The sequence below is a fragment of the Pseudomonas borbori genome (assembly GCF_900115555.1).
Classification (GTDB): Bacteria; Pseudomonadota; Gammaproteobacteria; order Pseudomonadales; family Pseudomonadaceae; genus Aquipseudomonas; species Aquipseudomonas borbori.
The window spans coordinates 1-14,851 of sequence record NZ_FOWX01000035.1 but is presented as its reverse complement, the minus strand read 5'-3'; the positions used below and the strand labels follow the sequence as shown (position 1 = coordinate 14,851).

General features: G+C 61.8%; 9 protein-coding genes and 1 pseudogene. 9 read left to right on the top strand and 1 reads right to left on the bottom strand.

What is annotated here, in order from left to right:
• The first annotated feature begins 130 nt into the window (after positions 1–130).
• From BM315_RS20290 to BM315_RS20270, 5 genes are all read left to right on the top strand, one after another.
• Positions 131–901, top strand: coding sequence for a DeoR/GlpR family DNA-binding transcription regulator (locus tag BM315_RS20290; RefSeq protein WP_090504836.1), 771 nt, complete (start codon positions 131–133; stop codon positions 899–901).
• A 226-nt stretch (positions 902–1,127) separates the two neighbouring features.
• The gene (glmS, locus tag BM315_RS20285; RefSeq protein ID WP_090504833.1) at positions 1,128–2,978 is read left to right on the top strand and encodes a glutamine--fructose-6-phosphate transaminase (isomerizing); all 1,851 of its coding nucleotides are present in this window, start codon (positions 1,128–1,130) and stop codon (positions 2,976–2,978) included.
• 79 nt (positions 2,979–3,057) lie between these two features.
• Positions 3,058–3,960, top strand: coding sequence for a LysR family transcriptional regulator (locus BM315_RS20280; RefSeq protein WP_090504830.1), 903 nt, complete (start codon positions 3,058–3,060; stop codon positions 3,958–3,960).
• Positions 3,961–4,090: 130 nt separating this feature from the next.
• Complete coding sequence (locus tag BM315_RS20275; protein ID WP_090504827.1) at positions 4,091–4,717, top strand: glutathione S-transferase family protein; 627 nt, start codon at positions 4,091–4,093, stop codon at positions 4,715–4,717.
• A gap of 34 nt (positions 4,718–4,751) precedes the next feature.
• Positions 4,752–6,782, top strand: coding sequence for a 2Fe-2S iron-sulfur cluster-binding protein (locus tag BM315_RS20270; protein ID WP_090504824.1), 2,031 nt, complete (start codon positions 4,752–4,754; stop codon positions 6,780–6,782).
• Positions 6,783–7,328: 546 nt separating this feature from the next.
• On the opposite strand, the pseudogene BM315_RS20260 reads toward BM315_RS20270, so the two are convergent.
• Positions 7,329–7,569, bottom strand: a pseudogene (locus tag BM315_RS20260) (SDR family NAD(P)-dependent oxidoreductase); the annotation flags it as partial.
• A 256-nt stretch (positions 7,570–7,825) separates the two neighbouring features.
• On the opposite strand from BM315_RS20260, the gene BM315_RS20255 reads away from it, so the two are divergent.
• From BM315_RS20255 to BM315_RS20240, 4 genes are all read left to right on the top strand, one after another.
• Complete coding sequence (locus tag BM315_RS20255) at positions 7,826–9,550, top strand: type I secretion system permease/ATPase (protein WP_090504822.1); 1,725 nt, start codon at positions 7,826–7,828, stop codon at positions 9,548–9,550.
• A gap of 21 nt (positions 9,551–9,571) precedes the next feature.
• Positions 9,572–10,897, top strand: coding sequence for an HlyD family type I secretion periplasmic adaptor subunit (locus tag BM315_RS20250; RefSeq protein ID WP_244527341.1), 1,326 nt, complete (start codon positions 9,572–9,574; stop codon positions 10,895–10,897).
• 4 nt (positions 10,898–10,901) lie between these two features.
• Positions 10,902–12,293 carry a TolC family outer membrane protein gene (locus BM315_RS20245; protein ID WP_244527340.1) on the top strand — a complete coding sequence of 464 codons (1,392 nt, stop codon included), beginning with the start codon at positions 10,902–10,904 and terminating at the stop codon, positions 12,291–12,293.
• A gap of 165 nt (positions 12,294–12,458) precedes the next feature.
• The coding region (locus BM315_RS20240) for a beta strand repeat-containing protein (protein ID WP_280140435.1) at positions 12,459–14,851 on the top strand (2,393 nt) is incomplete at its 3' end.

The window sequence follows — 14,851 nt, the reverse complement described above, 5'->3', positions numbered from 1 at the left end:
TGCTGCCCAATTGATGGGTTACGCCGCTACGCGTCTAACCCATCCTACAGCCTTTGGTCGTTTTCCCGCTTGACGGAAAAGCTTCATTAGGTTTTGATTCGCGCCTGTATCTTTCGAATCGAAACTTAGCATGTCGAAACGCAACACGCCGCAGCGTCGTCACCGCATCCTCGCCTTGCTCGCCGAGCAGGGCGAGGTGAGTGTGGATGAGCTGGCCAAGCGTTTCGAAACCTCGGAAGTGACCATCCGCAAGGACCTCGCCGCCCTGGAAAAAAACGGCCTGTTGCTGCGCCGCTACGGCGGCGCGGTGCCGCTGCCGCAGGAGCTGATCGGCGATGCCGGCCAGCCGATTTCCCAGTACAAGCAGGCCATCGCCCGTGCCGGTGTGGCGCGGATCCGCGAGCATGCACGGATCATCATCGACAGCGGCACCACCACGGCGGCGATGATTCCCGAGCTGGGGCATAAGCCCGGCCTGGTGGTGATGACCAACTCGCTGAACGTGGCCCGCGCCCTCAGCGAGCTGGAACACGAGCCGGTGCTGCTGATGACCGGCGGCACCTGGGATCCGCATTCGGAATCCTTCCAGGGTCAGGTCGCCGAACAGGTGCTGCGTTCCTACGACTTCGACCAGCTGTTTATCGGCGCCGATGGCATCGACCTGGCCCGCGGCACCACCACCTTCAACGAGCTGCTCGGCCTGTCGCGGGTGATGGCCGAGGTGGCCCGCGAAGTGGTGGTGATGGTCGAGAGCGACAAGATCGGCCGCAAGATTCCCAACCTGGAACTGCCCTGGAGCAGCGTCCATACCCTGATCACCGACGAGCGCCTCGGCGCCGAGGTGCGTGAACAACTGACGGCGCGCGGAATCAACCTGATCTGCGCGTCTATTGAAGCGTAAGAGCCTGTTCAAAGTTTCGCGAGCTAGAGTCATGCAAGGCAAAAACAGGCGAGGAAGCGGACTGGGCTCGCACGCGAGTTTACTGGTGTAAATGAGCATGACTCGCTTCGCTCGCCCCTACGGGGTCGCGCTAAAGCGCGTTAGCCGCAAGCGGCTTGCCGAGCCTGTTTTTAACGCAGCAGGGCCGACGCGCAGCAGACTTTGAATAGGATCTAAGGAGAAGACTATGTGTGGCATCGTAGGCGCCGTCGCCGAACGCAACATCACCGCCGTGCTGGTGGAAGGTCTGAAACGCCTGGAATACCGCGGCTACGACAGCGCCGGTGTGGCGTTGTTGAATGGACAGGGCCAACTCGAACGCCGCCGTCGGGTGGGCAAGGTCAGCGAACTGCAAGCCGCGCTGAACGACGAGCCACTGGCCGGGCGCTTAGGCATCGCCCATACCCGCTGGGCCACCCACGGCGCGCCGAGCGAGCGCAACGCCCACCCGCATTTCTCGGGCCAGGAGCTGGCGGTGGTGCACAACGGCATCATCGAAAACCACGAGCAACTGCGCGCACAACTCAAGGATCTGGGCTATGTGTTCAGCTCGGATACCGACACCGAAGTCATTGTCCATCTGCTCGAACACACCCTGAAAACTCAGCCAGACCTGACGGCTGCCCTGAAAGAGGCGGTCAAGCAGCTGCACGGCGCCTACGGCCTGGCGGTGATCAGTGCGCAGCAGCCGGATCGCCTGCTCGCCGCCCGCAGCGGCAGCCCGCTGGTGATCGGCCTGGGTCTGGGCGAGAACTTCCTCGCCTCGGATCAGCTTGCGTTAAGGCAGGTGACAGACCGTTTCATGTACCTGGAAGAAGGCGATATCGCCGAGATCCGCCGCGACGGCGTGCAGATCTGGGATGTCGACGGCAAGCCGGTGCAGCGCGAAAGCGTGCAGTATCACGAAGGCGCCGAAGCCGCGGACAAGGGCGAGTTCCGTCACTTCATGCTCAAGGAAATATTCGAGCAGCCCAAGGTGGTCCAGCGCACCCTGGAAGGTCGCCTGGGCAGCAACCAGGTGCTGGTCCAGGCGTTCGGCCCGCAAGCCGCCGAGCTGTTCGCCAAGGTCAGGAACGTGCAGATCGTCGCTTGTGGCACCAGCTATCACGCCGGCATGGTCGCCCGTTACTGGCTGGAAGAACTGGCCGGGATTCCCTGCCAGATCGAGGTGGCCAGCGAATTCCGCTACCGCAAGGTGGTGGTGCAGCCCGATACCCTGTTCATCAGCATTTCCCAGTCCGGCGAAACCGCCGACACCCTCGCGGCGCTGCGCAACGCCAAGGCGCTGAGCCCCGAGCAGGGCGGTTACCTGGCCAGCCTGGCGATCTGCAACGTCGGCATCAGCTCGCTGGTACGCGAGTCCGACCTGTGCCTGCTGACCCAGGCTGGCCCGGAAATCGGCGTGGCTTCGACCAAGGCCTTTACCACCCAGCTGGTCGCGCTGATGCTGCTGACCCTGTCTCTCGGTCAGGTCCGCGGCGCCCTGGATAAACAGTTGGAGGCCGAACTGGTGGACGAACTGCGCCGCCTGCCGACCCGCCTCGACGAAGCCCTGGCCATGGATGCGGTGGTGGAGAAGATCTCCGAACTGTTCGCCGAGAAGCACCACGCGCTGTTCCTCGGCCGTGGCGCGCAGTACCCGGTGGCCATGGAAGGCGCGCTCAAGCTCAAGGAAATCTCCTATATCCATGCCGAAGCCTACCCGGCCGGCGAGCTCAAGCACGGCCCGCTGGCCCTGGTCGACAGCGACATGCCGGTGGTCACGGTGGCGCCGAACAACGAGCTGCTGGAAAAGCTCAAATCCAACCTGCAGGAAGTGCGCGCCCGTGGCGGCGAGCTGATCGTGTTCGCCGACCAGCAGGCCGGCATGAGCAACGGCGAGGGCACCCATGTGGTGAACATGCCGCATATCCACGACCTGCTGGCGCCGATCCTCTACACCCTCCCGCTGCAGTTGCTGTCCTACTACGTCGCCGTGCTCAAGGGCACCGACGTCGACCAGCCACGTAACCTGGCGAAGTCGGTGACGGTGGAATAGGTTATCCACAGCTGCTCGAAACAATCAAAATCGCAGCCCGGGGCTGCGATTTTTTTTATCCGAACGAAGGACATGGCCCATGGATCGATTCCAGGAAATGCAGGTCTTCGCCGCCGTCGCCCAGGAGCAGGGCTTCTCGGCGGCGGCGCGGCGTTTGGGGCTGTCGGCGGCCAGTGTCACCCGGGCCGTGGCGGCGCTGGAGCGGCGCATCGGCACCCAGCTGCTGACCCGTACCACCCGCAGCCTGCATTTGAGCGAGGCGGGCCAGCGCTATCTGGAAGACTGTCGCAGGATTCTCGCCGAGGTCCAGGAAGCCGAGGATTCGGCCGCCGGCAGCCACGCCCAGCCCCGTGGGCAACTGACGATCACCGCGCCGGTGTTGTTCGGCGATCTGTTCGTCACGCCGGTCATGGTCGCTTACCTGACGCAATTCCCCGATGTCAGCATCAACGCGCTGCTGGTCGACCGGGTGGTGAGCATGCTCGAGGAGGGCGTCGATGTGGCGGTGCGCATCGGCGAGTTACCGGACAGCAATCAGCATGCCATTCGCGTCGGCGAAGTGCGCCGGGTGATCTGCGCGTCCCCTGGATTCCTGGCCGAGTACGGTCGACCCCGCCATCCTGCGGAGTTGAGCGGAGCGCCGATCATCGCCACCTCGTCGATTGGCCAGCTCAGGAGTTGGCCGTTCCTCGCTGCGGGCGAGCCGATCAGTGTGCGGGTGGAACCGCGTCTGGTGGTCACCGCCAATCAGGCGGCTATCACCGCCGCCGCCATGGGCCTGGGGCTGACCCGGGTGCTGTCGTACCAGGTGGCGAGCAAGGTCGCCGCCGGTGAGCTGGAAATCGTTCTGGCCGACTTCGAACTGCCGCCATGGCCCATCCATGTGGTCTACCAGGGTGGGCGCAAGGCCCCGGTTCGGGTGCGCAGCTTTGTCGACTTCGCGGTGAAGGCGCTGCGCGAACACCCGGCCCTGCGCGGCTGAAGGATTATTGCTCTGGCTGAAATAATTGATTGCGTTTGCTGGTTATTCTGTTGTTTTGGTTGCGAGTGGAAGATAGCCCCCATCGGCGCCGAGCTTTCCTGGGCGGCGCCATCACCCAGCGGAGTCGACCATGCACGCCATCAAGCTCTACAACTTCCCCCGTTCCGGCCATGCTCACCGTGTGGAGCTGATGCTGTCTCTGTTGCAACTGCCGACCGAGCTGATCCTGGTCGATCTGGTCAAGGGCGCACACAAGCAGGCGGATTTTCTTGCGCTCAACTCCTTTGGCCAGGTCCCGGTGATCGATGATCAAGGCGTGGTGCTGGCCGATTCCAACGCGATCCTGGTCTACCTGGCGCACAAATACGGCAACGGTAAGTGGCTGCCAACCGATCCGCTCGGTGCGGCCAAGGTACAACGCTGGTTGTCGGTGGCCGCCGGGCCGATTGCCTTCGGCCCTGGCCGGGCCAGGCTGATCACCGTGTTTGGCGCGCCTCACAACGCGCAAGAGGCAATCGCCTATGCCCACAGCTGGCTCAAGCTGATCGACCAGGAACTGGGCGCCACGCCCTATCTGGTCGGTAGCACGCCGACCATCGCCGACATCGCCGCGTACAGCTACATCGCCCATGCGCCGGAAGGCAATGTGGCGCTGGACGACTACGCCAACATCCGCGCCTGGCTGGTGCGGATCGAAGCCTTGCCAGGGTTTGTCGGCATGCCGCGCACCGTCGCCGGTTTGCAAAAAACTGCCTGATTTATTGCGCGAGGCGCGCAGGGGAGAAGCCGTTATGCAACCTTCACCGTGGCACGCCGGCGAGAGGCAGTTGCAGGCGCAGGTGGGCGTCGCCGAACGCATGGACGCCTTGGGGCGCAGGGTGATCCGCGGCGAGATGCCGGATCAGCACCGCAGCTTCTATCAGCAACTGCCGTTCCTGCTGTACGGCGCGGTGGATGCCGACGGCAACCCCTGGGCCAGCATTCTGCAAGGGCCGCCGGGCTTTGCCCAGGCTCCTGAGCCTGCGCTGTTGCAGGTCAGCAGCCTGCCTGGCAGCGACGACCCGGCACAGCTGCAGGACGGGGCGGCGATCGGCCTGCTCGGTATCGAGCTGCACAGTCGCCGGCGCAACCGTCTCAATGGTCGGGTCGCTGCGCTAACGGCGAGCGGCTTCGCGGTGCAGGTGGAGCAATCCTTCGGCAATTGTCCGCAATATATCCAATTGCGCCAGTTTCGCCCGGTGCCCTTGGCGGACCCGGCGACCCGTAGCGCGCAGCACCTCGATGGGTTGGATGACGCCGCCAAAGCCATGATCGCCGGCGCCGACACCTTCTTTGTCGCCAGTTATGCGGACGTCGCTGGCCAACGCGCGGTGGACGTTTCCCATCGCGGTGGCCGGGCCGGTTTCGTCCGGGTAGAGGGCAACCGCCTGACCATCCCGGACTTCGCCGGCAACCTGTTCTTCAATACCCTGGGCAACCTGCTGCTCAATCCCCGAGCCGGTTTGCTGTTCATCGATTTCGAAACCGGCGAGCTGCTGCAGCTCAGCGGTCGCACCCAGCTCATCCTCGACGGCCCGCAGGTCGATGCCTTTCAAGGGGCCGAGCGGTTGTGGACGGTCGAGGTGCAGCGGGTGGTGCGTCGGCCCGCGGCGCTGGCCTTGCGCTGGCGCTTTGACGGCCTGTCGCCCAGCAGTTCGCTGACCGGCAGCTGGGCGCAGGCCAACGCACGCCTGCAAGCCCGGGCCCTGGGGGATTGCTGGCGGCCGCTGCGAGTGACGCACATCGAACAGGAAAGCCGCCACATCCGTTCGATCTACCTGCAGCCTGCCGACGGCGCCGGCTTGCCGCTGTTTCAGGCTGGGCAGCATCTGCCTGTGCGCTTCAACCTCGCAGGCGCCGTGCATATCCGCACCTACAGCCTGTCGAGCGCGCCGTCCGATGACTTTTTCCGCATCAGCGTCAAGCGCGATGGCCTGGTGTCCAGCCACCTGCATGAGCAGATTCGGCTCGGCGATGTGCTGGAGGCCCGTGCGCCGCAGGGGCATTTCAGCGTGGCCGCCAATGAGCGGCGGCCGCTGGTGCTGTTGGCCGCCGGCGTCGGCATCACGCCGCTGCTGTCGATGCTGCGTGAGCTGGTCTATCAAGGCCTGCGCACGCGGCGCATCCGTCTCACCTGGTTGTTGCAGAGTTCGCGGACCCTGGCCGATCAGCCGTTTCGTCCCGAGCTGGAGCGCCTGCTCGACGGCCTCGGTGACGCGGTGCGCGTGCTGCGTTTGCTCAGCCAGCCGGAACCCGAAGCGCGGGAGGGTGAAGATTACGACCTGACCGGGCGCATCGACGCCGACCTGCTCACGACCATGGTTGAAGGGGACGACCTCGATCAAGCGGATTTCGTCCTCTGTGGCCCGGGCAGTTTTACCCAGGGGTTGTACGACAGCCTGCGGGATCTGCACATCCGCGACTCGAGGATTCATGCCGAAACCTTTGGCCCGTCGACGCTGCGGCGCAAGCCGGATGCGGACGCGCTGGTCATCGCGCAACCAGCGGCCGCCAGCGTTTCAGTGCCAGTGGTGTTCCAGCGCTCGGCCAAGGAAGCACGCTGGCAGCCGGATGCCGGCAGTCTGCTGGAGCTGGCGGAAAGCCGCGGCCTGCGCCCGGAATTCAGTTGCCGCGGCGGTTCGTGCGGAACCTGCAGGACCCGCCTGATCAGCGGTCAGGTGAGTTATCCACAGCCCCCGGCGGAGCTTCCCAATGCCGGCGAGGTGCTGATTTGTTGCGCGGTGCCGGCGCAGGGTTCGCAGCCGCTGGTGCTCGACCTGTAACAGCTTGTCTTGTAGGCGTCGTGATTGCGACGGGGTCTGGCGGTTGTTGGGTCGGAACGGAAATGGACAGGCTTTGAAGGGCGCTGCAAGTTCAGCCGGATAATGGGTGTCCCACTACCTGGGGGTGACCCTGAGAGGCCGTTACTCCGGGGATAGGTGCCTACGGACTTCCATCGCGTCGTGAAGGATGCGCACCACCTCGATTACCTCAGCATCGCCGAGCCGGTAGAACAGAATGTGCCGAGGGCGCTAGACCTTGCCGGCTGGCGATCTGCTGCGGCAGTGGACGAGGTGAAAGCTACGCAGACCGGGCACGATCTCGTCGCGAGAACTGCTGCCGATCCGATCGGGCTCGGCAGCGATAGTGTCCAAGGCTATCAGGATCAAGCCCTGGTAGCGCCGCCTGGCCGCGAGACCGAACTGAGAACATCGACGATATCCGCACGGGCATCCTGGCTGTTTAAGCGGTTATTTGGCCAATATCTTTTAGTGCTGGCGGTTGCAGGAGCTGAGTGCAACACGGCTATTGAATTGACGCTTGAGCCTCATGCCGCCGAACTTCTCCTCACAGGCCTGGGCCAGAGCGGTCAGTTGGCTGTAGTCGCGCACATCGCAGCGCTGGGTGAAGTCCTGGCCGCTGGCTGCACGCACCAGCTCCAGGGGCTCGGCCAGGCCCGCTTCGTTGACGTCGGCGAGCGCCAGGCGCCAGCACTTGGAGTGCCCAGCACAGGGCGGTTTTACGACCAGAACCCGAACTTGCGCTGGTAATCTTCATGCGATTTTGCATGCGGAGTTCGCCTTGTAGTGCTGTGAGAGATGGGCCGAGTGTAGCCAAGGAGAAAACACCTCGCCCCACGCCCCACGCCCCATCAGGCTACTGAATGACCAGGGAAAAACGCTGGCGCGGCCTCACAGCTGGCAACAACGCATTACTTGCGACGAATAGCTGGCAAGGTTAAGGAGGCAAAGTATCAAAATGCCATGACTCGAAAAGAGTTTCTTTATATGATCCCTCCCCTAGCAGGAAGCTTGAGTGACCAAACGTGCCCGCTCTCCCCCAATCCAGCCTTAAAGCAGCGCTTGCGGCCTGTAAGCACAGTTTTGTCGCGGTAGGCTTCTTCAGCCTCTTCATTAACTTCCTAATGCTGGTACCTGCCTTCTATATGTTGCAGGTTTATGATCGGGTAATAGCGTCCGGCAGTGAATCAACGCTGCTGATGCTGACATTGATCCTGACGCTTCTGTTAGTGACGCTCGGCGGCCTTGAATGGGTGCGTTCGCGCATCATGGTCAGGGTCAGTACCCGCCTGGATACCCTCCTCGGCTCACGGGTATTCGATGCCAGTTTCAAACAGGCACTGTTCAGTGGTGGCATGAACGCTTCGTCGCAGCCGCTGAACGACATGAGCGGCCTACGCGCGTTTCTCACCGGCAACGGCTTGTTTGCCTTCTTCGACGCCCCGTGGATGCCGATCTACATGGGCGTGATGTTTATTTTCCATCCGTGGTTCGGCTGGCTCGGGGTACTCAGTGCGTTACTCCTGATCGCCTTGGCCTACGCCAACGAGCGCCTTACCAACCAGGCGTTGCAGCAAGCCAGCCAAGAACACCTGGCAGCGACGGCATTCACCCAGAAGAGCCTGCGTAATGCCGAGGTCGTGGCGTCCATGGGCATGCTGCCGCAACTTCGCCAGCGCTGGCAGAGCAAGAACAACAAGGTCCTGCGCCTGCAATCGATCGCCAGCGATCGCGCCGGAACCATCGCCGCCGCAGCCAAGACCTTCCGACTGTTGATTCAATCCCTGGTGCTGGGGCTGGGCGCCTATCTGGTTCTGGAACAGGAAATAAGCCCGGGGCTGATGATTGCCGGGTCGATTCTGCTTGGCAGGGCACTGGCACCCATTGATCTGATGATCGGGGTGTGGAAAGGCTTCTCGATGGCGCGTACACAATATGTTCGCCTGAACGAATTATTGCTCGAGGTCGCCGTCCCCCCTAAACGCATGCCTCTGCCGACCCCGCAAGGCAACGTAGCGGTGCAGGCGCTGACGGTCACGCCACCCGGCGCAGAGCTACCTGCCGTTCGAGGGCTCAACTTTGATGTGGCCGCAGGAGAGTCGGTAGGCATCATCGGCCCGAGTGGTGCGGGCAAGTCGACTTTGGCCCGCGCCCTGCTGGGCATCTGGCCAGCCCAGCAGGGCAAGGTGCGCCTGGACGGGGCCGATGTTTTCAGCTGGCACAATGATGAACTGGGAGCGCATGTCGGATACCTACCCCAAGACATCGAGCTGTTCGAAGGAACGATCGGGGAAAACATCGCTCGTTTCGGCCCGATCGAGCCGCATGCCGTCGTCCAAGCTGCTCGCCTTGCCGGCGTACATGAGTTGATCCTGCGCCTGCCTTCCGGCTACGACAGCGTGATCGGCGCCAGCGGCGGCGCGCTATCCGGCGGGCAGCGGCAACGCATCGGCCTGGCACGGGCGCTCTATGGAAACCCGAAGCTGGTGGTCCTGGACGAACCCAACTCCAACCTCGACGATCAGGGCGAACGGGCATTGAACCAGGCGTTGCAGCACCTGAAGGCTTGCGGCACGACCCTGTTCGTGATTACCCATCGCCCCAGCGTGCTGGCTCACATCGATAAGCTACTGGTGCTGCGAGAAGGCATGCAGGCGCTGTATGGACCGCGCGACGCTGTCCTGGCTGAACTGCAGGCGGCGCAGCAGCAAGCTGCAGCGCAAAGCCGGACGACGGAGCGGGTTCAATAGATGAGTGCCATGGAAGCAGGCTTGAGCAAAGCCGACCACGGGGTTGTGCCAGAGCGCAATGATCAGCCGCCGACTGCCGACGGCCCCGTCAGACTGATCGGTTACGCAATCCTGCTGGTTACCTTCGGCCTGTTTGGCTCCTGGGCGGCTTTTGCTCCGCTGGACAGCGCCGTGCTGGCTCCGGGCGTGGTCAGCGTGAAGGGCAACCGCAAGACGGTGCAGCATCTGGAAGGAGGTATCGTCAAAGCCCTGCACGTGCAGGATGGTGCCCAGGTGGCAGCAGGCGACGTGCTGATAGAACTGGATGCTACCCAGGCGTCGGCTACGCTGGAGATGACACGCAGCCAGTTGATTGCCGTACGTGCACTGGAGGCCCGCCTGCTGGCTGAGCGGGACGGCCGAGCAACGATCATCTTTCACCCGGCCGATGATGCCGCCGACCCCAGAGTCAGGGAAGCGCAGAGCAGCGAGCAGCAAATTTTCCAGACCAGGCGCAACTCGCGCCTGGGCGAAGTGGAAATGCTGGAAAAGCGCATGATCCAGCTGGAAGAGCAGATCCGCGGGCTCAACTCGGTGATAGCCGGAAAGCAGGAGCTGTCGGCCTCATACCACGAAGAGGTCAGTGACCTGAGTGCCCTTCTCGCCGAAGGATTCGTCGACAAACAGCGCCTGCGCGAGCAGCAGCGCAGCCTATCGCTGCTGCGCGCAGAGATTGCAGAGCTGCAGTCATCGATAGCACGGGCACGCCTGCAGATAGGCGAAACCCAATTGCAGGTTCTGCAGTTGAACAAGGATTTCGCCGGCAAGGTGGCCAACCAGTTGGCGGAAGTGCGAACCCAGGTGTTCGATCTGCGCGAGCGCCTGACGACGGCAGAGGACCGCCTGCAACGCACACTGATTCGCGCCCCGGGGTCAGGCATGGTCCTCGGCCTGAGGGTCCACACCATAGGCGGAGTCGTAAGCCCCGCTACCCCCTTGCTGGATTTGGTTCCTGCTGCCGAGGACCTCATCGTAGAGGTACAGATTTCCCCTATCGATATCGACCAGGTTAGCCCTGGAAAACTGGCCGATATTCGCTTCAGTGCCTTCAACAACTCAACCACACCGGTGATCGAAGGAAAGCTCGCTCGCGTCTCGGCCGACCGCCTGATCAACGAGCATACCGGCGCCCCTTACTATCTGGGCCAGGTGGAGCTGACCCGAGGGGGGCGCGAGTCACTGGGCAATCTGGTGCTGGTGCCCGGCATGCCGGCAGAAGTGCTGATCAACACAGGCGAACGCACCCTGCTCAACTACCTGCTGCAACCGGCGACGAACGCGCTCGCCCGCTCGCTGATCGAGGATTGAGCCCATGGCCATATCCCGATATGCGGCCCTGTTGCTAGCCTGCCTGTCCGGAGTGACGCTGGCCGCCCAATCGAACCGTATGACTGGAAACGAAACGGTCGACTTGTGGCAGTTGTTCCAAGAGGCTCAAGACGCCGATCCACGGATCATGGCCGCCTTGGCCAAGAAGCGCAGCGGCGCCTGGAACGAGCGAGAAGCTTTTGGCCAATTATTGCCGCAGATGGTAGCGACCAGTTCATTCAATCGCACCGCCAGCGAAATCGAACCAACCCGTTCCTATTACAACGGCGAACGCTACTCCATCGGACTGAGCCAGGTACTTTACGACCCCAAGATCTGGCACAACTATCGGCGTTTCGCAGCCCTGGCCACGCAGCAGCAAGCCGAATACGAGAGCGCTCTCGAGCAAGCCAATGTCGACTTGGTTGAGCGCTATTTCGCCTCGCTTGCCGCCGAAGACGAACGGGATCTAGTGATCGCCGAGTTGCACGCGACCCAGCGCAACCTGGACCGTGTCCAGTCATTGTTCAAACGCCAACTGGCCATGGTCACCGACGTGTTGGAAATTTCTGCCAGGGTGGACGCACTCAAGGCCGCCAGAATCTACGTCGACAATGAAGTGACGATTAGCCGCGAAGTCCTCGCCGAAGTGGTTGGCCGTCCGATCTCCGAGCGCCTGCAGCGCATCAGGCAAGAGGCGCACTTTACCTTGCCACCCCAGGATAGAGAGTACTGGGTGCAGGCCGCGCTCAAATCGAACCCGGCGCTACAGGCCCGCAAGAAAGCGGTCGATGCGGCCGAAGCCAGTGTGCGTCAGGCTCGTGCCGGACACCTCCCGACGGTCAGCCTCAACCTGACGGCCCAACGTAGCGATATCGGTTATGAGAACAGCCTGGCCCCGCGCACGGATACCTACGTAGCTAGCATTGGCGTGCAGCTGCCTTTATACAGTGGTGGTTCGATCAGCGCCCGCGAAGCCTCCATGCATGAGCAGCTAATGGCAGCGGAGCACGACCACGAGATCGCGCGCCGCCAGGTTGTTAGGGAAACCCGTGCAGCCTATTACAGCGCCGAGGCGAGCCTGAGCCGAATTGCCGCTTCACGCACTGCGCGCGCATCCGCGGAGAAGTCGCGCCTTGCCGCCGAACGGGCTTTCGAGCTTGGCGTGATGAATGCCGTGGATGTGCTCAACAACATCCAAGAGGAGTATCGCGTGCGCCGCGACCTCCTGAAATCACAGTACGAATTCATTATGAGTACGTTGGTGCTGCGCCGCTGGAGCGGCACCCTGATCGACGAGGATATTCGTAAGGCCAACGATTGGCTGGTAGCGAACGGTGAGCAATGGCCAGCACAGCTGGTCATGCGCAGTGCACACGACAATGCTCACGAGTGAGCATCCGGCTGGCAGGACTGTGCGATTGCGGCGGCGGACTGCCTAACCAGCCACTCAGTGGCAAACAGACTTTGCGTGACAACAGATCATTTGGGATACAGCGCCAAACAAAAAAACCAAGAGTGATCTGAGTAACTACCCAAACCAGCAAAAAGGAGTGTGCAAATGGCCAATTTAGTAAATGGACTAGGGGGAGCTGACGGTTTCGGTGAAAACCAGCTCACTCGAAATGATGACAGCTACACGTCGAACATCAGCCTCACAACTGTTTTCGGGCCGAACGGACTTAACTTTTTCGGTACCAACTACACAGCCATTTCCGTCAACAATAACGGCAACATAACATTTGGCAGCGGTGGCCAATCCACCTATACCCCTTATGGTATGCAGTCCTCCAGCCGGCCAATGATCGCGCCCTTTTTTGCCGACGTCGATACCCGCGGCGGAACCGTCAGCCCCACCAGCGGCGGTACGTCGCAGGGCACCAATCTGGTCCATTACGACTTCAATTCTACCGGTAACGGCACCTTGACCGTTACTTGGGATGACGTGGGTTACTACAGCAGCAAGACTGACAAGCTCAACGCATTCCAACTGCAACTGGTCGGCACGGGCAATGGCAACTTCGATGTGATCTTCCGCTACGAATCCATCAACTGGACAACCGGCAGCGCAAGTGGCGGCACCGATGGCCTGGGCGGCACTGTCGCGCGTGCCGGTTACTCGACCGGCGATGGTACCTCCTGGTACGAGCTGCCTCAGTCAGGCGACCAGTCAGCCATCCTCGACCTGGAACAGACCCTTGGTAATACAGGCGTGGCCGGCTATTACCGATTCGGCATCACCAGCGGCACTACCGGCAATGACAACATGCGCGGTACCAGTGCAAACGACTCCTTGTACGGATCTTCCGGCGACGACGTCATCTATGGGCTGGCAGGCAATGACGTGCTCTATGGCGCAGCCGGTACCGATACGCTCTATGGCGGTCTGGGCGACGACACCTTTGTAATTGATGCACAAGACACGGTCATAGAACTGGCGGGGCAGGGTCAGGACACCGTTCAAGCCAACTTCAGTTACACCCTCGAGGCCAATATAGAACGCTTGATCCTGACCGGTACCAACAGCATCAATGGAACGGGTAACGCGATCAACAACACCATTATCGGAAACTCCGGCAACAACATCCTGAATGGTGGCGGCGGTTTTGATTTTGCTTCCTATGAGCTTTCATCCTCTGCGATAAGTGCCGACCTTTCCAATACGGCGTCCCAATACACAGGCCAGGGTTACGACACATTCATATCCATTGAAGGCCTTATCGGCAGCGACTATGGCGACACCTTGACTGGCAACTCGGTAGCCAACACGCTTATTGGTGGTGCAGGAAACGATATCCTCAATGGCGGTTTGGGCAACGACACCCTCAACGGTGGATCTGGTGTCGATCAGATGACCGGCGGCGATGGTTCCGACATCTACTACGTCGATAACATCGACGACGTCGTCACCGAAACCAATAGCGTGGCCAGCAGCGGCGGAACCGATACGGTCTACAGCTACCTCAGCGCCTATACCCTGGGCGCCAATGTCGAGAACGGACGTATCGTAATCGGCAGCGCCGCCAACCTGGCCGGCAACAGCCTCAACAACGTGCTCTACGCGGGCGCGGGCAACAACATCCTCAACGGCGGTGCCGGCACCGACACCGCGTCCTACGCCTATGCCAGTAGCGCGGTCACTGCCAATCTCAACCTGACAACCGCCCAGGCAACCGGTGGTTCGGGCTCGGATACCCTGATGTCCATCGAAAACCTGACCGGCTCCAACTACAACGACCGACTTACCGGCAACAGCGCGGCTAATGTGCTGAGCGGCGGCAACGGCAATGACATCCTCAATGGCGGATCCGGCGCCGACCGGATGATCGGTGGCGATGGCTCCGACATCTATTACGTCGACAACATCGGTGACATCGTCACCGAAACCAATAGCGTCGCCAGCACCGGCGGAACCGATACGGTCTACAGCTACCTCAGTGCCTACACCCTGGGTGCCAATGTCGAGAACGGGCGCATCGTAATCGGCACTGCCGCCAACCTGACCGGCAACGGCCTCAACAACGTGCTCTATGCCGGTGCGGGCAACAATATCCTCAACGGCGGCGCCGGCACCGACACCGCGTCCTACGCCTATGCCGGCAGCGCGGTCACTGCCAACCTCAACCTGACAAGCGCCCAGGCAACCGGTGGTTCGGGTTCGGATACCCTGACCGCCATCGAAAACCTGATTGGCTCCAACTACAACGACCGACTTACCGGCAACAGCGCGGCTAATGTGCTGAGCGGCGGTAACGGCAATGACATCCTCAATGGCGGATCCGGCGCCGATCGGATGATCGGCGGCGATGGCTCCGACATCTATTACGTCGACAACATCGGCGACATCGTCACCGAAACCAATAGCGTCGCCAGCAGCGGCGGAATCGATACGGTCTACAGCTACCTCAGCGCCTACACCCTGGGCGCCAATGTCGAGAACGGGCGCATCCTAGT